Consider the following 20,639-nt stretch of genomic DNA (forward strand, 5'->3'; position numbering starts at 1 on the left):
CATCGTTACCCGGCGCGGCGCAGCAGCCAGAACCCTGCCAGGGCGCAGATGGCGGTTGGCACCAGCACCGCAAACAGCGGCGAGAAACCGAACACCAGGCTCGACGGCCCGAGCAGATCCTGGGCAATGCGGAAGGTAAAGCCCACCAGCACACCGGTGAATACGCGCTGGCCGAGGGTGACCGAGCGCAACGGACCAAAGATGAACGAAATCGCCATCAGCACCAGCGCGGCGGTGACCACCGGCTGCAACACCTTGACCCAGAATGCCAGCCAGTAACGGCCGTTGTTCAGGCCCTGGTCCTTGAGGTAATGGATATAGCTCCACAACCCGGAGATCGGCAGGCTTTCCGGGATCATCACCACGGTATTGAGCAGCTCCGGCTTGAGGGCGATGTCCCATTGCTCGGTCGGCACGTTGATCACTTCGGTACTGGCCTTGGTGCCCTGGCCGACATTGCGGAAATAGGTGGTGGTGACGTCGGTCAATTGCCACTGATTGGCGCTGTACTGCGCACGCTTGGCGAAGCTGGACGACAACATGTGGCGCTCTTTGTCGAACGTGTAGCGCGTCACCCCGATCAGCAGGCCGCCCGGTTGCACGGCGTTGATGTGGATGAACTCTTCACCCTGGCGGTGCCACAGGCCATGCCTGGCGCTTTGCGCATCCCCCGAACCCTGGGCCAGGGCGCGATTGGCCTGAGCGGTGGTTTCGGCCGGCGGCGCGACGTATTCACCGATCAGCACGCTGCACGCCATCAGCAGCAGCATGGGTTTCATCACCGCCCAGACGATACGACCGACGGAGACCCCGGCAGCGCGCATGATGGTCAGTTCGCTGTTGCTGGCCAGGCTGCCCAGGCCGATCAGGCAACCGATCAGCGCGGCCATCGGCATCATGTCGTAGAGACGGCGCGGCGCGGTGAGGGCCACGTAGCTCAGCACGTCGGTCACCGTGTAGGTGTCGCTGACATTGCTGACCTCATCAATAAAGGCAAACAGCGACGCCAGGCCGAGGATGATGCCCAATACCGCCAGGATGGCGACCAGTACACTTTTGCCAATGTAGCGATCGAGCTTAACCACGCGCCATCTCCTTCTGGCCACGACGGCTCTTCATTTTCAAGCGGATAGGTTCCCAGTACAGCAGCCCCAGGCCGATCACCAGGAAGATCCCGTGCACCCACCACAGGCCCAAGGTCGGCGACAGCTTGCCTTTCTCCAGGGAGCCACGGGCGGAAATCAGAATGGTGAGGTAGGCCATGTACAGCAGGATCGCCGGCAGCAGTTTGAGGAAGCGGCCCTGGCGCGGGTTGACGCGCGACAGCGGCACGGCCATCAGGGTCACGATAAACACCAGCAGCGGCAGGGAAATGCGCCATTGCAGCTCGGCGATGGAGCGCAGTTCGGTGCTGCCGAACAGCTCCTGAGTGGGGATCGCGTCGCGGTCGGTGACTTCGTCGCTGACGTCCGGCCGCGCGAGCATCACGCCGTAGGTGTCGTACTTGATGGCGCGGTAGTCGGCCTGGCCGGGGCTGCCGTCATAGCGGTAGCCGTTTTCCAGGATCAGGTAGCGGCTGCCGTCGGGGCGCACTTCCTGGCGCCCGGCATCGGCGACCAGCACGGAGATGCCGCGGTCCTTCTTGTCCTGGCCCAGGCGTTTTTCGGAGATGAACACCCCGCCGAGGTTGGCGCGGTCGTCGGTCAGGGTTTCGGTGTAGGTCACCCGGGTGCCGTCGTTGAGCGCCTGGAAGCGGCCCGGTTCGAGGGTATCGAACTCGGTCATGGCGTCCTGTTTGTTCAGCACCAGCTGAAATTGCATGGCGCCCTGGGGCGCCAGGCTCAGGCTCAGCCAGGCCACGATCAGCGCCACGCCGGCCGCCGGGATCATGGTCATGGCCAGCAGACGCTGCTGGCTCATGCCGGTCGCCGACAGCACGGTCATTTCGCTCTCGAGGTACAGCCGGCCATAAGCCAGCAGGATCCCGAGAAACAGGCCCAACGGCAGGATCAACTGCAAGAACCCCGGCAGGCGAAAGCCCATGATCAGGAACAGCGAACCGGGGTCGAGGGCGCCGGAAGCCGCCTGGGCCAGGTATTTGACGAAACGACCACTCATGATGATGACCAGCAATACCGCGCTCACGGCACTCAGGGTCAGCAGGACTTCGCGGGATAGATAACGGAAGACGATCAAACCAGACACTCCAGGGTTGTCAGGCTAAGGCGGCCAAACAAGCAAGCATACCGAGCGACCCGTTTACACGGGCCGGCTAAAAAGATGGCGCATTATCCTGTGATTGATCGCGCCTGTCACGGAGCAACCTCATGCGCGAGCACAAAGCGTGCGCCGAGGCTTGTCAGGCTTCGCCTGCGAGGTTCAAACTGCGGCCCTTGTCGCGGGCGGTTACACAGCTGCCTCGCTTTAAGCCTGGCTATACAGACGCCAGGCTCACCGACCTTTATAAGGGACCCGAACATGGAACTGGTTGTAAAAAGCGTTAGCCCCGAAACGTTGAAGACCGCCACCCTCGTGGTCGCCATTGGCGAAGGCCGCACGCTGGGCGTCGCCGCCAGCCAACTCGACGAATTGAGCGGCGGCGCCATCAGCGCGATCCTCAAGCGCGGCGATCTGGCCGGCAAAGTGGGCCAGAGCCTGCTGCTGCAAAGCCTGCCCAATCTCAAGGCCGATCGCGTATTGCTGGTGGGCGTGGGCAAGGACGCCGAACTGGGCGACCGTCCGTTCCGCAAGATCATCAGCACCCTGCTCACCACCCTCAAGGGCCTGGGCGGCACCGAGGCCGTGCTGGCACTCGATGAAATCGTCGTCAAGGGCCGTGACAGCTACGGCAAGACCCGCCTGCTGGCCGAAAGCCTGGTGGACGGCGGTTACGTGTTCGATCAGTTCAAAAGCCAGAAAGCCGAACCGCGCGCGCTCAAGAAAATCACCCTGCTGACCATCAAGGCCGCCCAGGCCGAAGTGCAGCGCGCCGTGACCCACGCCACCGCGATTGCCAACGGCATGTCGTTCACCCGTGACCTGGGCAACCTGCCGCCGAACATCTGCCATCCGACGTACCTGGGCGAACAGGCCAAGGCACTGGGCAAGGAGTTCAAGGGACTGAAAGTTGAAGTGCTGGACGAGAAAAAGATCAAGGAATTGGGCATGGGCTCGTTCTACGCCGTGGGCCAGGGCAGCGACCAGCCTCCACGCCTGATCGTGATGCAATACAACGGCGGCAAGAAATCCGAGAAACCTTACGCCCTGGTGGGTAAAGGCATCACCTTCGACACCGGCGGCATCAGCCTCAAGCCGGGTGCCGGCATGGATGAGATGAAGTACGACATGGGCGGCGCCGCCAGCGTGTTCGGCACCCTGCGTGCGGTGCTGGAGCTCAAGCTGCCGATCAACCTGGTGTGCATCCTGGCCTGCGCCGAGAACATGCCGAGCGGCGGCGCGACCCGTCCGGGCGATATCGTCACGACCCTGAGCGGCCAGACTGTCGAGATCCTCAACACCGATGCCGAAGGCCGCCTGGTGCTGTGCGACGCCCTCACCTACGCCGAGCGCTTCAAGCCCCAGGCCGTGATCGACATCGCCACCCTGACCGGTGCCTGCGTGGTCGCCCTGGGCGCGCATACTTCGGGCCTTTTGGGTAACAACGATGAACTGATCGAGCAACTGCTCAGCGCCGGCAAGGCAGCCGACGACCGCGCCTGGCAATTGCCGCTGTTCGACGAGTACCAGGAACAGCTGGACAGCCCGTTCGCCGATATCGCCAACATCGGTGGCCCGAAAGCCGGCACCATCACCGCGGCCTGCTTCCTGTCGCGCTTTGCCAAGAACTTCAACTGGGCCCACCTGGACATCGCCGGCACCGCCTGGACCAGCGGCGGCAAGGACAAGGGCGCCACCGGCCGTCCGGTGCCCCTGCTGACCCAGTATCTGCTGGATCGCGCCAAGGCCTGACACTGAAGACGCCGGGGCGGTGATCATTTCGCCGCTCCGGCCTCAGGAACCGCAATGACCCAAGTCGACTTCTATATATTGCCCAGCGCCGACCCGCTCGCGCGCCTGGACTTTGCCTGCAAACTCACCGAAAAAGCCTGGCGCATGGGCCACCGCATCTACCTGCATTGCAGCGATGCCGGCCAGCGCGATGAGCTGGATGCGCGCCTGTGGCGCTTCAAGGGCGAAAGCTTCGTGCCCCACGGCTCCGCCGAATCCGAACCCGACAGCCCTGTGGTGCTGGGGTTGGGCGACAGCTGCGGCGACCATCAGGACCTGCTGATCAACCTCGACCTGAAAGTACCGACCTTTGCCAGGGCATTCGCCCGCGTGGCGGAGGTGGTGGTGGAAGACCCGGCTGTTCGTCAGGCCGCCCGTGAGAGTTTTCGTTTCTATCGCGAACAGGGCTATCCTCTGCAGGATCACCGGCTACAACGACTTTGAGTAGATGATGGACACGCCAAACCCGATTAAAAAAGACGACCATTTACTGGACGACCTCGAGTCGATCCGTCAACTGCTGGGTGATGATGACCTGCAGCCGCCGTTGCTGACCGAAGCGGTCATGGACGAGGCACAGATTGCCATGGCGTTCGACACGCCAACGCCGCAACCTGCTGCCGCCACAGCGGAAAAACCGCAGGACGCCCTGTTGCTGCACCTGGACAACGAGCTGCGTGCCGCCGCGCAATTGATCATGCAGGACGTGATCGACGACTTCGCCCCGCACATCGAAACCGAGATCAAGCGCCGGCTGGATGCGCGAATGGAGCGGCTGCTCAGCCAATACCAGTCCTGAGCTTCACCCCTATCCCGTGTGGGAGGGGGCTTACTCCCGATAGTGGCGGATCAGCTATCAATTGATGACTGACACACCGCTATCGGGAGCAAGCCCCCTCCCACAGTTGATTGCGTACCCCTTAAGCCTGTCTTCGTCTCGCCCTCTCCCCTATCCCCCGTTATACTTGCCGGCTTTCCTGAATAAATGCCAACTAGGGTCCCGCCGCGCATGGATAAGACCTATCAGCCCCACGCTATTGAAACGTCCTGGTACAACACCTGGGAGTCCGAGAACTATTTCGCCCCACAAGGTGCGGGCGACCCCTACACCATCATGATTCCGCCACCGAACGTCACTGGCAGCCTGCACATGGGCCATGGCTTCAACAATGCGATCATGGATGCGTTGATCCGTTTCCGCCGCATGCAGGGTCGAGACACCCTGTGGCAGCCGGGCACCGACCACGCCGGCATCGCCACGCAGATGCTGGTGGAGCGTCAACTGGAAGCCACCGGCCAAAGCCGTCATGACCTGGGCCGCGAGAAATTCCTGGAAAAGATCTGGGAATGGAAAGACCAGTCCGGCGGCAATATCAGCCGTCAGATTCGTCGCCTGGGTTCGTCCGTCGACTGGAGCCGCGAGCGCTTCACCATGGACGACGGCCTCTCCGAATCCGTGAAAGAAGCCTTCGTGCGCCTGCATGAAGACGGCCTGATCTACCGCGGCAAGCGCCTGGTCAACTGGGACACCAAGCTGCACACGGCAATCTCCGATCTTGAAGTGGAAAACCACGACGAGAAAGGCTTCCTGTGGAACCTCAAGTACCCGCTGGCCGACGGCGCCAAAACCGCCGAAGGCAACGACTACCTGATCGTCGCCACTACCCGTCCGGAAACCATGCTCGGCGATGCCGCCGTCGCGGTTAACCCGAATGACGAGCGCTACCAGGCCCTGATCGGCAAATTCGTCGAACTGCCGCTGATCGGCCGCCGCATTCCGATCATCGCGGACGACTACTGCGACCCCGAATTCGGCACCGGCTGCGTGAAGATCACCCCGGCCCACGATTTCAACGACTATGAAGTCGGCAAACGCCACAACCTGCCGCTGCTGAACATCTTCGATAAAAACGCCGCCGTATTGCCGGCCTGCCAGGTGTTCAACCTGGACGGCACGCTCAACGACAGCATCGACGGCAAGATCCCGGCCGCATACGCAGGCCTGGACCGCTTTGAAGCGCGCAAGCAGATCGTCGCCGCGTTCGATGCCGCCGGTTTGCTGGTCAGCGTCGACGACCACGGCCTGAAAGTGCCGAAGGGCGACCGCTCCGGCACCGTGATCGAGCCGTGGTTGACCGACCAGTGGTACGTGTCCACCAAGCCGTTGGCCGAGCCTGCGATTGCTGCTGTCGAAGATGGCCGCATCCAGTTCGTGCCCAAGCAGTACGAAAACATGTACTTCTCGTGGATGCGCGACATTCAGGATTGGTGCATCAGCCGTCAACTGTGGTGGGGCCACCGTATTCCGGCCTGGTACGACGAGTCGGGCAAGGTCTATGTCGGACGCGACGAAGCCGAAGTGCGGGCCAAGCACAACCTCGGCCCGGACGTTGCGCTGCAGCAGGACAACGACGTACTCGACACCTGGTTCAGCTCGGGCCTGTGGACGTTCTCGACACTCGGCTGGCCGCAGCAGACTGAATTCCTCAAGAAATTCCACTCCACCGACGTGCTGGTCACCGGTTTCGATATCATTTTCTTCTGGGTTGCCCGGATGATCATGCTCACCCTGCACCTGGTGAAAAACGAGGATGGCACGCCGCAGGTGCCGTTCAAGACCGTGTACGTGCACGGCCTGGTGCGTGATGGCCAGGGCCAGAAGATGTCCAAGTCCAAGGGCAACGTTCTGGACCCGTTGGACATCATCGACGGCATCGAACTCGAAGCACTGGTAGAAAAGCGCACCTCGGGCCTGATGCAGCCGAAACTGGCGAAGAAAATCGAGAAGCAGACCCGCGACGAGTTCGCCGACGGCATTGCCAGCTATGGCACAGACGCCCTGCGCTTCACCTTCTGCTCGCTGGCGTCCACCGGCCGCGACATCAAGTTCGACATGGGCCGCGTCGAAGGTTATCGCAACTTCTGCAACAAGATCTGGAACGCCGCGCGCTACGTGCTGGACAAAGGCGAAGACTGCGGCCAGAACGGCGAAGCCTATGAGCTGAGCCTGGCTGATCGCTGGATCATCTCGCAGTTGCAGCGCACCGAAGCCGAAGTGACCCGCCAGCTCGACCAGTTCCGTTTCGACCTGGCGGCACAGGCCTTGTACGAGTTCATCTGGAACCAGTATTGCGACTGGTACCTGGAGCTGTCCAAGCCGGTGCTGTGGGACGAAAACGCGCCGGTCGAACGCCAGCGCGGCACCCGTCGCACCCTGGTGCGTGTACTGGAAGTGGCGCTGCGCCTGGCGCATCCGTTCATGCCGTTCATCACCGAAGAAATCTGGCAGCGCCTGGCGCCGCTGGCCGGTATCGACGGCAAGACCATCATGCTGCAGCCGTGGCCGGTGGCCAATGAAGCCCGCATCGATGAAGCCGCCGAAAGCGATATCGAATGGCTCAAGACCCTGATGCTCGGCACGCGCAACATCCGCGCCGAAATGAACATCGGACCGGGCAAACCACTGGCAGTGTTCGTCAAGAACGCCAGCGCCGAAGATCAGCGTCGTCTCGATGAGAACGATGCGCTGCTCAAGAAACTGGCGAAGCTGGAGTCGATCACCGTGTTGGCTGATGGCGCCGAAGCACCGCTGTCGGCCACCGCACTGGTGGGCGACATGGAAGTGCTGGTGCCGATGGCCGGGCTGATTGACAAGGGCGCGGAACTGGCCCGTCTCGACAAGGAAATGCTGCGCCTGCAAGGCGAAGTGCAACGGGTGGGCGGCAAGCTGTCCAACGCGGCCTTCGTCGACAAGGCGCCGGCTGAAGTGATCGACAAGGAACGCGCCAAGCTGGCCGAGGCTGAACAGGCCCTGGGCAAGCTGGCGGAGCAGCATGCGCGGATTTCCAGCCTGTAAGGCTTGAGCCGTGTGAGAAAAGAGACCTTCGGGTCTCTTTTTTTATGTGGCAAACCTGAGCAAGCCCCCTCCCACATTTAACCCAGGTAGACAGGGGGAATGTGTGACAATACCCACCACTTTGAGCCAACACCAGAATCAACATGACCGCCCCCACTACGCCCAAACCTCCGCGCAAGAAGCCCAAAACCGCCGCCACGGCCAAGCCCGTCGCACCGCGCAAAGAGGCTACCCTGCACCCGCGCAACCGCCACACAGGCCGTTACGACTTCCCGGCGCTGATCAAGACCACGCCGGAACTGGCGCAATTCGTGATCATCAATCCCTATGGCAAGGAAAGCATCGACTTCGCCAGCCCCGACGCGGTGCGCGTCTTCAATCGGGCATTGCTCAAGTCGTTCTATGGCATCCAGCATTGGGATATACCGGCCGACTACCTGTGCCCGCCGGTGCCGGGGCGCGCCGACTACGTGCACTTCCTCGCCGACCTGCTGGCCAGCGGCAATGACGGCAAGATCCCGCGTGGTTCGATCGTCAAGGTGCTGGATATCGGCATGGGCGCCAACTGCGTCTACCCGCTGATTGGCTACATGGAATACCGCTGGAACTTCCTCGGCTCCGAGGTGGACCCTACCGCCGTCGCAGCGGCCAAGGCCATCGTGCAGTCCAACGACCTGAGCAAGGTCATCCAACTGCGCCTGCAACCCAACCCGAAGCAGATCCTGCTCGGTCTGCTGGAGCCGGGCGAGCGTTTTGACCTGACCCTGTGCAACCCGCCGTTCCACGCCTCCATGGATGAAGCCACCAAGGGCAGTGAACGCAAATGGCGTGCCCTGGGCAGGGCCGATCCGAAGCGCAAGCTGCCGGTGCTGAACTTCGGTGGCCAGTCGGCCGAGCTGTGGTGTGAAGGCGGCGAAGCGCGCTTTGTGACGCAACTGATCGCCGAGAGCGCGCATTTTGCGCACAAGGTGCTGTGGTTCAGCACCCTGGTGTCAAAAGCCTCGAACCTGCCGGCCATCGAAACGGCCCTGAAAAAAGCCGGCGTGCTGGAGAGCCAGGTGGTGGAAATGTCACAGGGGCAAAAGCAGAGCCGGTTCGTGGCCTGGACTTTCCAGACCAAAAACGAACAGCAGCTGTGGCGCCAGCGCTGGGTGCGCTAGGACTGAATCGCAGGCAACAAAAAACCGTGCCCGGATCGCTCCGGAGCACGGTTTTTTTTGCTGCGTCTTACTTGTTAACAGCGTCGGTCAGGCCTTTGGCCACAACCAGCTTGATAACTTTTTTGGCAGCGATTTCGATGGCAGCGCCAGTCGAAGGGTTACGGCCAGTACGGGCAGGACGCTCGGTCACTTTCAGTTTGCCAACGCCTGGCAGAGTGATTTCGCCGCCGTTTTCCAGCTGATCGGCAACAACCTGGCTCAGTTGGTCCAGCAGAGCGCGCACGGTGGTTTTCGGTGCGTCTACTGCTTCAGCCAGGTCAGCGATCAGTTGGTCTTTAGTAATAGCCATTGTGGTGTTCCTTCCCTATCAAATTCATATGGATTGCAGAGTGCAGTGTCAGCCATCGAGCCCTGCCATCTAGGCCTGGCACCCCTGGCTTATAACCGTCGGAGATCGGGGTTATAGATGCTCTAAACAGGGATTGGTTCGACCTGACAGATGCTGAATGCACGCTTAACGCCGAGACTTGGCGCAAGACCGGGCAAAACTAGCACAGAGACGGGGAAATATCCGCCTCTACCTACCCATTTGGTCAGCTTTATCGCTCTAAACCGTGAAAAAAAGGCATATGGCCTGTAAGCGGGCGTGCAAAACAGCTTCCAGGCGCGCCCCGACCAATGGGTGCGGTACACTGGACGACTTTTTGGGGAGGCCCACCGCTCCCCCTCAACCAGCCGAGAAGCCTATGCCGATCCGTCATTGCATCGTCCACCTGATCGACAAAAAACCCGACGGCACACCTGCAGTTCTTCACGCGCGCGACTCGGAGCTGTCCGAATCGGTCGCCATCGAGAACATGCTGGCCGACCTCAACGAGAGCTACAACGCCAAGCAGGGCAAAGCCTGGGGGTTTTTCCATGCCGAGTCCGGCGCGCACCCGTTCAGCGGCTGGTTGAAAGAGTATTTCGACGGTGGCCAGGATTTCACCACCTTCAGCCGAACAGCGGTCGAGCATCTGCAAAAGCTGATGGAAGAGTCCAACCTCTCCACCGGCGGCCATGTGCTGTTTGCCCACTACCAGCAAGGCATGACCGACTACCTGGCGATCGCCCTGCTCCACCACAGCGAAGGCGTGGCGGTGACCGACGAGCTGGACGTGACCCCCTCGCGCCATCTTGACCTTGGCCAGCTGCACCTGGCGGCGCGCATCAACGTGTCCGAGTGGCAGAACAACAAGCAGTCCAGGCAGTACATCTCGTTCATCAAGGGCAAGAACGGCAAGAAGGTCTCGGAGTACTTCCGCGACTTTATCGGCTGCCAGGAAGGCGTCGACGGCCCCGGCGAAACCCGCACCCTGCTCAAGGCGTTCAGCGACTTCGTTGAGAGCGAAGACCTGCCGGACGAGTCCGCCCGCGAAAAGACCAAGACCCTGGTGGACTACGCCAGCAGCCAGGCCAAGCTCGGCGAGCCCATGGGCCTGGAGGAACTGTCGGGCCTGATCGACGAGGATCGGCCCAAGGCGTTCTACGACCACATCCGCAACAAGGATTACGGCCTGTCGCCGGAGATTCCGGCCGATAAGCGCACCCTTAACCAGTTCCGCCGCTTCACCGGCCGCGCCGAAGGCCTCTCGATCAGCTTTGAAGCGCACCTGCTGGGCGACAAGATCGAGTACGACGAAGCCGCAGGCACGCTGATCATCAAGGGCCTGCCGACCCAACTGACCGACCAGCTCAAGCGCCGCAACTGATGCTCGGCGGGGTCTTTAAAAAAGTCCTGCTGGTGTTGCTGGTCGTGGTGGTGATCCAGAACTGGGGCAAGATCGAGCGGGTGTTCAACCCGTCCCAGGTGGTGTCGGAGCAGGTACGCACGTCGGCGCGCGTGGTGCTTTATTCCACGCAATGGTGTGGCTACTGCAAGCAGATCCGCCGCTTCCTCGACAAGAAAGGCATTGCGTACCAGGCCTTCGATATAGAGAAGGACGCCCAGGCCCGCACGGCGTACGAAGCGCTGGGCGGCGGCGGCATTCCGTTTGTGGACGTGAACGGCACGTTGATTCGGGACTACAACCCGGACGCAATCATGGCGGCGCTGAAATAATCAGCGCACCACGATCACCCGGCCCAGCAGGCTGTGTTGCTCAAACCCCAGCACGGCCTGCAAAGCCGTCAGCACGGCCGCCGGGTCCTTGCTGGGAAAGCTGCCGCTCACGCGTTTGGCGCCCATCTCCTCGTTGAGCAACAGGATGCGTCCCGGATAATAACGGCCCAAGTCGTTGATCACCTCGGCCAACGGCGCCTTGTAATAATTGAGCCAACCCTCGCGCCAGGCCAGGCGTGATTCGCTGTCGACCGCATGCAGGGGCTCGGCCCGCCCATCGGCATAAGCCACTTGCTGGCCGGCCGTCAGGATCTGCTGCGGGCCTTGCTTCGACGCGGTGACACCGACCCGCCCGGACAACACCGTTACCTCGGCGCCCGCCGGTTGCAGGCGCACTTCGAACTGTGTGCCCAGCACCCGCGCTTCTCCACTGGCCGCCTCGACCACAAAGGGCTCGCCGGTGTGGCTGACCTTGAAAAAACCGGCACCGCGACGCAGCCGGATATGCCGCTCACCGTGGCTGAAATCCACGGCAATCGCGCTGTCCGCATCGAGGGTGACGCTGGACTGATCGGCAAGGGTAAAAGTCTTTACCTCCCCCGGCGCGGTCACGTAATCGGCGCCCAAGTCATCGACCCAACGCGACGGCTGCCAGCCGGCGCCCATCGATACCATCAGCAGCAGACAGGCGGCCATCGCCAGCGCGCCCGACCAGCGCGCCACCCGCGAGCGCCTGGAGGTGGCCATGGCGTTCAGGTAGCCCTGCAACGCCAGCGCCTCTTCATCCGCCAGTGTTCGCGCAGGCCCTTCGCTCAATTCCCACAGCACCTGGGCCTGGGAGTAGGCCTCGGCATGGGCGGGGTCGGCGCGCAGCCAGTGGCTGAACCTGAACTGGTCGCCGCTGCTGGGCTCATCGTGCAGCAGGCTCAGCCAGGCGAGCGCGGCCTGTTGCTGGGCGGGGGTCGGTTGGACGTTCACGGTGCTTTCCCTGGCGTGCGTGGAGGCGGTGGCTCGCGAAGGCTGGCCTTGCAGGCTTCGAGGGCGCGCATCATATGTTTTTCCACGGCACTTTGGGACAGCCCCATGGCCTTGGCGATCTGCGCGTATTTGCGCCCGTGGATGCGATTGAGCAGGAAAATCTGCCGTGTGCGCTCCGGCAGGCTGCGCAGGGCGGCTTCGACGTGGCGCAGGTCGTTGCCCGCCTCCAGCGCGGCCTGGGGTTCGGCGCCGTGATTGTCCTGTTGCTCCGGCAGCCAGCCTTCGCGGCTGCGCACACGGGCGCCTTCGCTGCGCAGGTGGTCAATGGCGATATTGCCGGCGCAACGCAGCAGGTAGGTGCTGAGTTCTTCGACCTGCACCAGCGGTCGGCGCCAGAAGCGCAGGAATAAATCCTGCACCAGGTCGGCCGCTGTCGCGCGGCAACCGACGCGCCGGCTCACCAGGGCTTCCATCTGTGAACGCTGGGACAAAAACACCTGCAGAAAATACGCACGGCCGCACACCGCATCAGCGGGCGAGCTGTCTTCGGAATCCGGTGGCGTGCTGATTATCATGGCGCGGGCTCAGAGGGTCACAAACGCCGCAACGGGGCAGGCCAACAACCCGGCACCCGCCAGGCCCAAGGCCAACCTTGGCCGGTAGGGCAACAGCAGCACCAGCAGCAGTGCGCTGAGCATCAGCACCGCGCACCATTCCACCAGGCCCTGGCTCCAGCCGGCAACGGCGACGGCCGGCCAGATCGAGCCGGGCAACAGCAGCCAGCCGCTCACGCGCAAACCGAGACGGCGCCGTGGCGTTGGCTTGCTGTGCAGCAGCTCGCCGTGGTGCCGGTCGGTGGACAGACACAGCGCAGTGAACCCGGCGTAGCACAACAGCAGCGCGAGCAGCATGTCAGTGAGCCTCCTGCTTGAGGTTCAGCCGATGGGCGCGTTCGGCCTTGGGCTGAGGCGCCGTGCGGTGCTGCATCTTCCATGCGGCCCAGGCCAGGAAGGCTCCGCTGCCCAGGCATGTCAGGTCGAAGCCGGCCATGGCCCAGTCGCCCCTGGCCAGTGACACACCCAAGTGTTGATCGGTGGTGAGGGCGTTCAACAGCGGCACGGCCGCAAACAACAGCGCCGCGCAGCTCAGTTGCTCGACCCAGCCCTGGCGCCCGCGGCGCAGCGCGGCATGCAACAGACTCAGGCCCCAGGCAATGAAGAACGCCTGCACCTCCCGGTCGGAACGCTCGGCGAAGCTCGCCGGCAGCAGGCGGTTGGCCCAGAAGAAGGCGCCGATGGCGAGCAACAACCCGGACATGCTGGCGATGTTCAGCGTCTCCACCAGTCGCAATTCGAACGGCATGACGCCGGTCCTGGCGTGTTTGAGCTGGCGCTTGCCCAGCCACATTACCAGCCCGGTGCCGATCATCGCCGTGCCGGCCAGGCCACAGATGAAGTACAGCCAGCGCAGCATCGGGCCAGCGAAATGGCCGATGTGCAGGCCATAGAACGTGCCGCTGACCAGCGTCGGCAACGACTGCCCGCCGCCCACCCGCAGCAACTCACCCGTGGCGCCGTTAAACGACACCACGCTGCCAAAATCCTGTGCCACACGGTCGGAGCCTGAGCGGAATATGTTCACCGATGCGTTCACATCGCCCGGGTTGTTCACCGCCAGCCGGCCGACCTGCCCGCCCGCCCAGTGCGCGCGTGCCTGCGTGTACATCGGCACCAGCGACTGCAACGGCGCCGGCTGCCCGAGGGCCGGCGCGTTGTCGGTGGCGGGGAACAGCTCGCTGAAGAACGCGCGGCTGTCGTCGCCGTAGGACGCCATGATGGGCGCCGGCATGACCATGCTCATGAAGATCACCAGGCTGCTGTAGGTGATCATCAAGTGGAATGGCAGCACCAGCACTCCCACCGCGTTATGCCCGTCAAGCCACGAACGCTGGCCCTTGCGCGGGCGGAAGGTGAAGAAGTCCTTGAAGATTTTCTTGTGGGTGATGATGCCGGTGATCAGCGCCACGAACATCACCATGGCCGCGAGGGTCGACAGCCAGCGGCCCCAGGGATAAGGCATTTGCAGCTGGAAATGGAAGCGGTAGAAAAACTCGCCGCCTTTGCTGTCGCGGGCCTGCACGGCTTCGCCGCTGACCGGATCAACGACCTTCTGGACGAAATTGCCGCGTTTGCCGGGGTCGAGCTTGTCTTGCCACATCACCGACAGGCCGGGATCGCGGCTGTTGGGCAAGGTGATAAACCAGCGCGCGGCGTCGGGTGCATGCTGTTGCAGGTAGGCCTGGGCGACGGTGAGGCTGCGCGCATCGTCCAGCGGATGCGCCTGCACTTCGGGCTGCATCCAGTGGGTAGTCTCGTCCTTGAAATAGGCCAGGGTACCGGTCAGAAAAATCGCAAACAGCAGCCAGCCAAAAATCAGCCCGGCCCAGGTGTGCAACCAGGCCATGGCCTGACGAAAGCCCTCTTTCATGTGCGCGCCATCCACAAACCCACGCCCGCCAGGGTGGCAAACGCGGCAGTCGGCAGCATCACGCCGAACCAGGCCCGCCAGGCGGTGCGGCAGGCGAAGCACCAGAGCACCGCGAGCAGGTAGAACACGAAGGAGCTCATCATGCCGGTCACCACCGCATCGGCGCGTGACGTGGGCAGCCACAGCGCCAGGCACACGGCGGCCAGGGACGCCATCAGGTAGCCGCCGACCACGGCCGCCAGCACGCGCGAGGTGACGGCGAGGCGGTAGGAGACGGGCAGTGTGGTTTTGCTTTTCATTGCGGCGGCGCCAGATTATCCAGCCGGCGATATTAATGATAAATATTCTCATAAGCAAAACAGAACGGATGAATCACCTGCCCTGGCGCATTGCCGAACCCACGTGAGCGCCCTACAATGAGAACAATTCTTGTTCTCTAAAGCTTGCTCATGCTTGCGGAGTGTTTGCGTTGAGCCCGTCCACCACCGTCGAAGTCTTGTATCAGGACCATCACCACTGGCTCAACGGCTGGTTGCGACGCAAGCTCGGCTGCCCGGAAAGTGCCGCAGACCTGGCGCAGGACACCTTCATGCGTGTGCTCACCGCGCCGCCAACACCCACATTGATCGAGCCGCGCGCGTTCCTCACCACCGTCGCCAAGCGCGTGCTGTTCAACTTCTACCGCCGCCAGGACCTGGAGCGCGCCTATCTTGACGCCCTCGCGCAGATGCCGGAACAGGTCGCGCCGTCGGAAGAAGAACGCGCGATCATCCTGCAAACCCTGCTGGAACTTGACCAGTTGCTGGACGGCCTGCCAACCCCCGTTAAACGTGCGTTCCTGCTGGCCCAGCTCGATGGCCTCACCTACGCGCAGATCGGCGCCGAGCTGGGCATCTCCCTCGCCACCGTCAAACGATACCTCAACAAAGCGGCCATGCGCTGCTACTTCGCCCTATGAATTTCTCGACCCAGGTGGCCGAACAAGCCGTGCACTGGCTGATGGAAATGCAGCAAGGCACGCTCAACCCGCGCCAGCAGGCCGCCTGGCAACAATGGCTGAATGCCCACAGCGAACACCAGCGCGCCTGGGACCACATCCAGCGCGTCAACCAGCGGCTGCGCGGCATGCCTTCGCCTCTGGCCCATGCCGCGTTGAACGCGCCCACATCCAGCAGCCGGCGTCAGGCGCTTAAATTGCTGTTGATTCTCGGCGCCGGCTCGGCGGCGGCCTGGGGCCTGCGTCAGCAACATGTGCTGCCGCCGCTGAGCGCCGATTACCGCAGCCCGGTGGGTCAGCGCCGCACGGTGCAACTGGCGGACGGCAGTCAGCTCACACTCAACACCGGCAGTGCGGTGGATGTGCATTTTGATGGCCAGCAGCGCCTGATCCGCCTGCTCGAAGGGGAAATCCTGCTGACCGCCCGCGCCGGCGACACACCGCTGCGCGTACTGACCGGCCAGGGCCTGCTCATCAGCCAGGCAGCGCGCCTGAATGTGCGCCAGTTCAATGACCATACACAACTGGCGGTCTTCGACGGCCATGTCGAGGTCATGCCCAACCGCTACAGCGGCCTGCCGTTGACGGTGGATGCCGCGCGCCAGGTCAATTTCACCCGCAAGGGCTGGGACACACCACGGCCCACCGACGCCAACAGCGGCGCCTGGGCCGACGGCATGCTAATGGCCGCGCACATGCGCCTGGAGGATTTCCTCGGTGAACTGGGCCGCTATCGACGCGGCCAGCTCCATTGCGACCCGCAGGTGGCCAACTTGCTGATCTCCGGCAGTTATCCACTGGACGATAGCGAGCGCATTCTCGACCTGCTGGAAGTCAGCCTGCCGGTAAAAGTGCGGCGCTTTACCCGCTACTGGGTCACCGTGCAGGCGCGCGCCTGAAAATATTTTCATACCGAGTGAGCCGTTTTCCATACCTCGCGTGACAGAGAAGGAAAGCCCCCTTGATCCGCCTTCTCAGGACCACGTCCCATGCCCCAGCAACCCACCCTGCTTGCCCGCACCCTGCGCCACTTGTTACTGGGCGCCAGCCTCAGCTTCACCCTGCTGCCGCCCGTCATGGCGGCCGAGGCCAAGCCCTATCACATCGCGCCCAGCTCGCTGGAAACAGCCCTGAACCAGTTTGGCCGCGAAGCCGGCGTGCTGATTTCCTTCGGTTCCGAAATGACGGCCGGCATGCAGAGCCGTGGTTTGACGGGCAATTACAGCGCCGCCGAAGGCCTGCAGAAACTGCTGGAAGGCACCGGCCTGCAAGCTCGCGCTGAAGGCAACAACGCCTTCAGCCTGCAACCGGCAGACGCGCCGGCCACGCTGGAGCTGGCCACCTCCAGCGTGGTCGGCGACTGGCTCGGCGATGCTGCGCAGACCAACGTCTTCGAACACCCCGGCGCCCGCGATGTGATCCGCCGCGAGGAATTCGAACGCCAGGGCGCCACCCAGGCCAAGGACGTGCTCAACCGTATCCCCGGCGTCAACGCCCCGGACAACAACGGCACCGGCAGTCATGACATGGCGCTGAACTTCGGCATTCGCGGCCTCAATCCACGCCTGGCATCGCGCTCCACCGTGCTGATGGACGGCATTCCGGTGCCGTTCGCGCCCTATGGCCAGCCGCAGCTGTCGTTCGCGCCGATCAGCATGGGCAACATGGACGCCGTCGACGTGGTGCGCGGCGGCGGTGCAGTGCGTTACGGCCCGCAGAACGTGGGCGGCGTGGTCAACTTCGTGACCCGCGCGATCCCGGATGCGCCCACCGTCAAGGGCGGCCTGCAGACCGAAACCAGCCCGTCTTCCAGCCACGACGGCTTCAAGACCACCGGCAACCTGCTTGCTGGCGGCACCGCCGACAATGGCCTGGGCGGCGCCCTGTTGTATTCGGGCACCCGCGGCGGCGACTGGCGCGAAAACAGCGACACGCGTATCGACGACCTGATCCTCAAGGGCAAATACCAACTGGACGACGCCAACAGCTTCAACGCCATGGCGCAGTACTACGAAGGCCAGGCCGACATGCCCGGCGGTTTGAGCGTGGCCGACTACAAGGTCGATCCGTACCAGTCCACCCGCGCCTACGACAAATTCTGGGGCCGCCGCACGATGTTCAACGTCGGCTACCGCTACGAGCAGGACCGCCGCGAATTCACCATCAACAGCTTCTTTACCAAGACCCTGCGCAGCGGTTACCTGGACCAGGGCAGCTTCCTTTCCCTGTCGCCGCGCGAATACTGGGTACGCGGCATCGAGACCCGCTTCGCCCAGGGCTTCGACCTCGGCCCCACCAGCCATGAAGTGGGTGTGGGCTACCGCTACATCAACGAAGCCGGTCATGAGCTGCGCTACCGCACGCCGATCTCGGCCAACAACCAGCAGATGCCCACCACCAACAGCCGCAACGACCGCGACACCCGTGGCGGCACCGAAGCCAATGCGTTCTTTATCGATGACCGGATCGATATCGGCAAATGGACCATCACCCCGGGCATTCGCTACGAGATGATCGAGTCGCAGCAGACCAACAACCTCAGCAACGTCAAGTACAAGGGCGACTACAATACCGCGCTGCCGGCGCTGAACGTGCTCTATCACGTCACCGACGAGTGGAACCTGTACGCCAACACCGAAGGTTCGTTCGGCAGCGTGCAATACAGCCAGATGCCCAACCGCGTGAGCAGCGGCGAAGTCAAACCGGAGAAGGCCCGCACCTGGGAACTGGGTACGCGCTATGACAACGGCAACCTGCGCGCGGAAATCGGCGCGTTTTTGATCAACTTCGACAACCAGTACGAAAGCAACCAGACCAACGATTCGGTGATCGCTCGCGGCGAGACGCGTCATCAGGGCGTCGAGTCGAGCATCAACTACGCCCTCGACGGCTTGAGCCCGGCGCTGGCCGGCTTTGATGTGTACGTCAGCTACGCCTATGTCGACGCCACCATCCGCGAAGACGGTCCGAACAAGGGCAACCGCGTGCCCTTCTCGTCCAAACACAAAGGCACCCTGGGCGTGGGCTACACCGAAGGCCACTGGAAGCTCAACCTGGACAGCAGCTATCAGAGCAGCCAGTTCGCCGACAACGCCAACACCCGCGCCGAAAGCGCCGACGGTGCCAACGGGCGCATTCCCGGCTACATGTTGTTCAGCAGCCGCGCGGCCTACGATTTCGGCCCGCAACTGTCGGATTTGAACGTGGCAGTGGGCGTGAAAAACATCTTCAACAAACAGTACTACACACGCTCGTTTGACGATAACAACAAGGGCAAATACGTCGGTGAGCCGCGCACGGTGTACGTGCAAACCTCCATCGCATTCTGATCGACGCTTGAACGAAAACGGGCCTGCATCTGCAGGCCCGTTTTATCAGGGGGGTGAAAAACCGTCAGCTGTTGATCGCGGCGTTTTCGTTTTCCAGGAATTCCTGTTCCAGCGCGTCTTCATTCACTTTATTGATCGGCTGGTTTTTCGCGGCAGCGCGGGGCTTGCCTTGCAGTTTGCCGAACAAGTGCTCCAGCGCGTGATCGAGCTTGGTGGCTGCACCGTCGATTGCCTGTTCCAGGGTATCGGCCTTGTGCAGGACCGACAGCGGCTGGTGGCCCTTTGGCCGTGCTTCCAGGCGGCAACTTAAATCGTGGGGACCGGGCTTGTCGCCGTTCTCATCGCGCAGGTAAACCTCAACGCGGGTCAGGTCTTCTTCATAACGTTCGAGCGTGCTTTCGATGGTAGTACGTACCCACTCCTCCAGTCGGATGCTGCTTTCAATATGGTTATCGCTATTGACTTGGATTTGCATAGTTCTTCCCTTATTTCAGCTAGCTCGCCAGAGATCACAAACTGCAACACCGGGGTGGTGAAACCATGACCTCCTGCTTACACAATTGAGCACCCGCTGAAACAATTCAACCCCTTTTCAAAGATAAATCCTACATTACAAATTAACCCTGACGACGAGCAGAAACGCTGTTAGGGTGGGGAGTTGGTTACATCTTCTTACGACCACATTTCCTCATGATTGCCCCTCGCCCAGCGGGTGCAACGCGCGAAAATTCCCTGCTTCCTCCACCAGCCAGTCATGCACCGCGCGCACGCCCGGATGATTCAGCGCGCCCGGCGCGTACAGCAGCACATAGCGTTTATGGTTGGGCACAGCCAGGCCGAATGGCACGATCAAGGTGCCGCGTTCCAGCTCATCATTGAGCAAGGTGCGCCGCGCGATGGCCACGCCCATGCCGGCGATGGCGGCCTCGATGGTCAGGTGATTGCGGTTGAAGGTGTGCCCCCGGCGCACATCGGCGTGGTGATAGCCGATTTCATTCAGGTAGAACTCCCACTCCGCGTACTCATAACTCCCACGCCAGGCGGTAATGTCGTGCAGCAACGGAAAGTGCACCAGATCCGCCGGCCCGTGCAGCGGCGGGCGGCCACGCAGCAGGCTGGGGGCACACACCGGAAAAATCTGCTCATCCAGCAGGGCTGTGGATAACAGGCCGGGGTAGCTGCCGTCATTGAGGTCAATGGCCAGGTCAAAATCGCCTTCATGCAGGGCGACGCTGCTGTCTTCAGCAACCAGACGCAGTTGAATGTCCGGAAAACGCTGCTGCAGCCGTGGCAGGCGCGGCGTCAGCCATTTGCCGAGAAACGACGGGATCGAACGCAGCCGCAGGGTACCGCTGATCATGCCCGCATCCAGCCGCTGCAGTTCGGCGTCGATGCTGCCGTACGCCTCCCCCACCGTGGTCGCCAGCCGCTGCCCCTCGGCACTGAGCTCCACGCCCCGAGCCCGTCGATGAAACAGCCGAAAGCCCAGGCGCTCCTCCAACTGGCGGATTTGCTGGCTCACCGCCCCCGGCGTGATGTGCAGCTCCTCAGCACAGCGGGTAAATGACAAGTGCCTCGCGGCGCAGGAAAACACGTGCAGCCACATATAGGTCTGGCCATGGAGGGGACGCGGCATAGGGTTTAGTCCTGCTAAAGGGTTTCTTAGGATAATTCGTTGGTCAGCACCAATCCACAGGCTCAGTATCACGCCAATTGCGCTCGT

20 protein-coding genes are annotated in these 20,639 nt (G+C 62.4%); 10 read left to right on the forward strand and 10 right to left on the reverse strand.

What is annotated here, in order from left to right; translation table 11 throughout:
* Positions 1–5: 5 nt before the first annotated feature.
* Positions 6–1,085, reverse strand: coding sequence for an LPS export ABC transporter permease LptG (gene lptG / locus TU79_RS03485; RefSeq protein WP_057006742.1), 1,080 nt, complete (start codon positions 1,083–1,085; stop codon positions 6–8).
* Positions 1,078–2,196, reverse strand: coding sequence for an LPS export ABC transporter permease LptF (gene lptF / locus TU79_RS03490; RefSeq protein ID WP_003234122.1), 1,119 nt, complete (start codon positions 2,194–2,196; stop codon positions 1,078–1,080). Before lptF ends, lptG begins: the two co-directional genes overlap by 8 nt.
* A gap of 282 nt (positions 2,197–2,478) precedes the next feature.
* Between lptF and TU79_RS03495 the strand changes: the two genes are divergently transcribed.
* From TU79_RS03495 to rlmF, 5 genes are all read left to right on the forward strand, one after another.
* Positions 2,479–3,969 carry a leucyl aminopeptidase gene (locus tag TU79_RS03495; protein WP_057006743.1) on the forward strand — a complete coding sequence of 497 codons (1,491 nt, stop codon included), beginning with the start codon at positions 2,479–2,481 and terminating at the stop codon, positions 3,967–3,969.
* A gap of 54 nt (positions 3,970–4,023) precedes the next feature.
* Positions 4,024–4,452, forward strand: a complete 429-nt coding sequence (locus TU79_RS03500) for a DNA polymerase III subunit chi (RefSeq protein ID WP_057006744.1) — start codon at positions 4,024–4,026, stop codon at positions 4,450–4,452.
* A 7-nt stretch (positions 4,453–4,459) separates the two neighbouring features.
* Positions 4,460–4,807, forward strand: a complete 348-nt coding sequence (locus TU79_RS03505) for a hypothetical protein (RefSeq protein ID WP_057007053.1) — start codon at positions 4,460–4,462, stop codon at positions 4,805–4,807.
* A gap of 210 nt (positions 4,808–5,017) precedes the next feature.
* Entirely contained in the window at positions 5,018–7,864 is a 2,847-nt protein-coding gene (locus TU79_RS03510; protein WP_057006745.1) for a valine--tRNA ligase, read from the forward strand.
* 143 nt (positions 7,865–8,007) lie between these two features.
* Positions 8,008–9,024: a 23S rRNA (adenine(1618)-N(6))-methyltransferase RlmF gene (rlmF, locus tag TU79_RS03515; RefSeq protein ID WP_057006746.1), complete on the forward strand. Its 1,017-nt coding sequence runs from the start codon at positions 8,008–8,010 to the stop codon at positions 9,022–9,024.
* A gap of 67 nt (positions 9,025–9,091) precedes the next feature.
* Here rlmF and TU79_RS03520 read toward each other — a convergent pair whose 3' ends face one another.
* Positions 9,092–9,373 carry an HU family DNA-binding protein gene (locus tag TU79_RS03520; protein WP_003188840.1) on the reverse strand — a complete coding sequence of 94 codons (282 nt, stop codon included), beginning with the start codon at positions 9,371–9,373 and terminating at the stop codon, positions 9,092–9,094.
* Positions 9,374–9,770: 397 nt separating this feature from the next.
* Between TU79_RS03520 and yejK the strand changes: the two genes are divergently transcribed.
* Both yejK and TU79_RS03530 read left to right on the forward strand, forming a co-directional pair.
* Positions 9,771–10,775: a nucleoid-associated protein YejK gene (gene yejK, locus TU79_RS03525; RefSeq protein ID WP_057006747.1), complete on the forward strand. Its 1,005-nt coding sequence runs from the start codon at positions 9,771–9,773 to the stop codon at positions 10,773–10,775.
* Positions 10,775–11,125, forward strand: coding sequence for a glutaredoxin family protein (locus TU79_RS03530; protein ID WP_057006748.1), 351 nt, complete (start codon positions 10,775–10,777; stop codon positions 11,123–11,125). Before yejK ends, TU79_RS03530 begins: the two co-directional genes overlap by 1 nt.
* On the opposite strand, the gene TU79_RS03535 is transcribed toward TU79_RS03530, so the two are convergent.
* The 5 genes from TU79_RS03535 to TU79_RS03555 are packed head-to-tail and all read right to left on the reverse strand — an operon-like array spanning position 11,126 to position 14,889.
* Positions 11,126–12,103, reverse strand: a complete 978-nt coding sequence (locus TU79_RS03535) for a FecR family protein (protein ID WP_057006749.1) — start codon at positions 12,101–12,103, stop codon at positions 11,126–11,128.
* Positions 12,100–12,678 (reverse strand): RNA polymerase sigma factor, encoded by a 579-nt coding sequence (locus tag TU79_RS03540; protein WP_057006750.1) that lies wholly within the window; start codon positions 12,676–12,678, stop codon positions 12,100–12,102. The genes TU79_RS03535 and TU79_RS03540 overlap by 4 nt, the downstream gene beginning before the upstream one ends.
* A 9-nt stretch (positions 12,679–12,687) precedes the next feature.
* Positions 12,688–13,014, reverse strand: coding sequence for a DUF3325 domain-containing protein (locus TU79_RS03545; RefSeq protein ID WP_057006751.1), 327 nt, complete (start codon positions 13,012–13,014; stop codon positions 12,688–12,690).
* Between the two features lies 1 nt (position 13,015).
* Positions 13,016–14,590, reverse strand: a complete 1,575-nt coding sequence (locus TU79_RS03550) for a PepSY-associated TM helix domain-containing protein (RefSeq protein WP_057006752.1) — start codon at positions 14,588–14,590, stop codon at positions 13,016–13,018.
* Complete coding sequence (locus tag TU79_RS03555; RefSeq protein WP_057006753.1) at positions 14,587–14,889, reverse strand: DUF3649 domain-containing protein; 303 nt, start codon at positions 14,887–14,889, stop codon at positions 14,587–14,589. Before TU79_RS03555 ends, TU79_RS03550 begins: the two co-directional genes overlap by 4 nt.
* Before the next feature lie 170 nt (positions 14,890–15,059).
* On the opposite strand from TU79_RS03555, the gene TU79_RS03560 reads away from it, so the two are divergent.
* From TU79_RS03560 to fecA, 3 genes are all read left to right on the forward strand, one after another.
* On the forward strand, positions 15,060–15,548 hold the full coding sequence (locus tag TU79_RS03560) for a sigma-70 family RNA polymerase sigma factor (RefSeq protein WP_057007054.1): 489 nt from the start codon (positions 15,060–15,062) through the stop codon (positions 15,546–15,548).
* Positions 15,545–16,486 (forward strand): FecR domain-containing protein, encoded by a 942-nt coding sequence (locus TU79_RS03565; RefSeq protein ID WP_057006754.1) that lies wholly within the window; start codon positions 15,545–15,547, stop codon positions 16,484–16,486. The genes TU79_RS03560 and TU79_RS03565 overlap by 4 nt, the downstream gene beginning before the upstream one ends.
* 90 nt (positions 16,487–16,576) lie before the next feature.
* Complete coding sequence (gene fecA / locus TU79_RS03570) at positions 16,577–18,916, forward strand: TonB-dependent Fe(3+) dicitrate receptor FecA (protein ID WP_057006755.1); 2,340 nt, start codon at positions 16,577–16,579, stop codon at positions 18,914–18,916.
* Between the two features lie 64 nt (positions 18,917–18,980).
* Here the strand turns inward: fecA and TU79_RS03575 are convergent, their stop codons facing one another.
* The gene (locus TU79_RS03575) at positions 18,981–19,391 is read right to left on the reverse strand and encodes an HPF/RaiA family ribosome-associated protein (RefSeq protein ID WP_057006756.1); all 411 of its coding nucleotides are present in this window, start codon (positions 19,389–19,391) and stop codon (positions 18,981–18,983) included.
* Positions 19,392–19,604: 213 nt separating this feature from the next.
* Positions 19,605–20,552 (reverse strand): LysR substrate-binding domain-containing protein, encoded by a 948-nt coding sequence (locus TU79_RS03580; RefSeq protein ID WP_057006757.1) that lies wholly within the window; start codon positions 20,550–20,552, stop codon positions 19,605–19,607.
* Positions 20,553–20,639 lie beyond the last annotated feature (87 nt).

It is taken from the genome of Pseudomonas trivialis (assembly GCF_001439805.1).
Lineage (GTDB): Bacteria > Pseudomonadota > Gammaproteobacteria > Pseudomonadales > Pseudomonadaceae > Aquipseudomonas > Aquipseudomonas trivialis.

What these genes read in the sequence shown, in the direction of transcription:
- TU79_RS03495 (WP_057006743.1), top strand. Translation starts at nt 2,479, where the DNA reads ATGGAACTGGTTGTAAAAAGCGTTAGCCCCGAAACGTTGAAGACCGCC.
- TU79_RS03500 (WP_057006744.1), top strand. Translation starts at nt 4,024, where the DNA reads ATGACCCAAGTCGACTTCTATATATTGCCCAGCGCCGACCCGCTCGCG.
- TU79_RS03505 (WP_057007053.1), top strand. Translation starts at nt 4,460, where the DNA reads ATGGACACGCCAAACCCGATTAAAAAAGACGACCATTTACTGGACGAC.
- TU79_RS03510 (WP_057006745.1), top strand. Translation starts at nt 5,018, where the DNA reads ATGGATAAGACCTATCAGCCCCACGCTATTGAAACGTCCTGGTACAAC.
- rlmF (WP_057006746.1), top strand. Translation starts at nt 8,008, where the DNA reads ATGACCGCCCCCACTACGCCCAAACCTCCGCGCAAGAAGCCCAAAACC.
- TU79_RS03520 (WP_003188840.1), bottom strand. Translation starts at nt 9,373, where the DNA reads ATGGCTATTACTAAAGACCAACTGATCGCTGACCTGGCTGAAGCAGTA.
- yejK (WP_057006747.1), top strand. Translation starts at nt 9,771, where the DNA reads ATGCCGATCCGTCATTGCATCGTCCACCTGATCGACAAAAAACCCGAC.
- TU79_RS03530 (WP_057006748.1), top strand. Translation starts at nt 10,775, where the DNA reads ATGCTCGGCGGGGTCTTTAAAAAAGTCCTGCTGGTGTTGCTGGTCGTG.
- TU79_RS03540 (WP_057006750.1), bottom strand. Translation starts at nt 12,678, where the DNA reads ATGATAATCAGCACGCCACCGGATTCCGAAGACAGCTCGCCCGCTGAT.
- TU79_RS03545 (WP_057006751.1), bottom strand. Translation starts at nt 13,014, where the DNA reads ATGCTGCTCGCGCTGCTGTTGTGCTACGCCGGGTTCACTGCGCTGTGT.
- TU79_RS03550 (WP_057006752.1), bottom strand. Translation starts at nt 14,590, where the DNA reads ATGAAAGAGGGCTTTCGTCAGGCCATGGCCTGGTTGCACACCTGGGCC.
- TU79_RS03555 (WP_057006753.1), bottom strand. Translation starts at nt 14,889, where the DNA reads ATGAAAAGCAAAACCACACTGCCCGTCTCCTACCGCCTCGCCGTCACC.
- TU79_RS03565 (WP_057006754.1), top strand. Translation starts at nt 15,545, where the DNA reads ATGAATTTCTCGACCCAGGTGGCCGAACAAGCCGTGCACTGGCTGATG.
- fecA (WP_057006755.1), top strand. Translation starts at nt 16,577, where the DNA reads ATGCCCCAGCAACCCACCCTGCTTGCCCGCACCCTGCGCCACTTGTTA.
- TU79_RS03575 (WP_057006756.1), bottom strand. Translation starts at nt 19,391, where the DNA reads ATGCAAATCCAAGTCAATAGCGATAACCATATTGAAAGCAGCATCCGA.
- TU79_RS03580 (WP_057006757.1), bottom strand. Translation starts at nt 20,552, where the DNA reads ATGCCGCGTCCCCTCCATGGCCAGACCTATATGTGGCTGCACGTGTTT.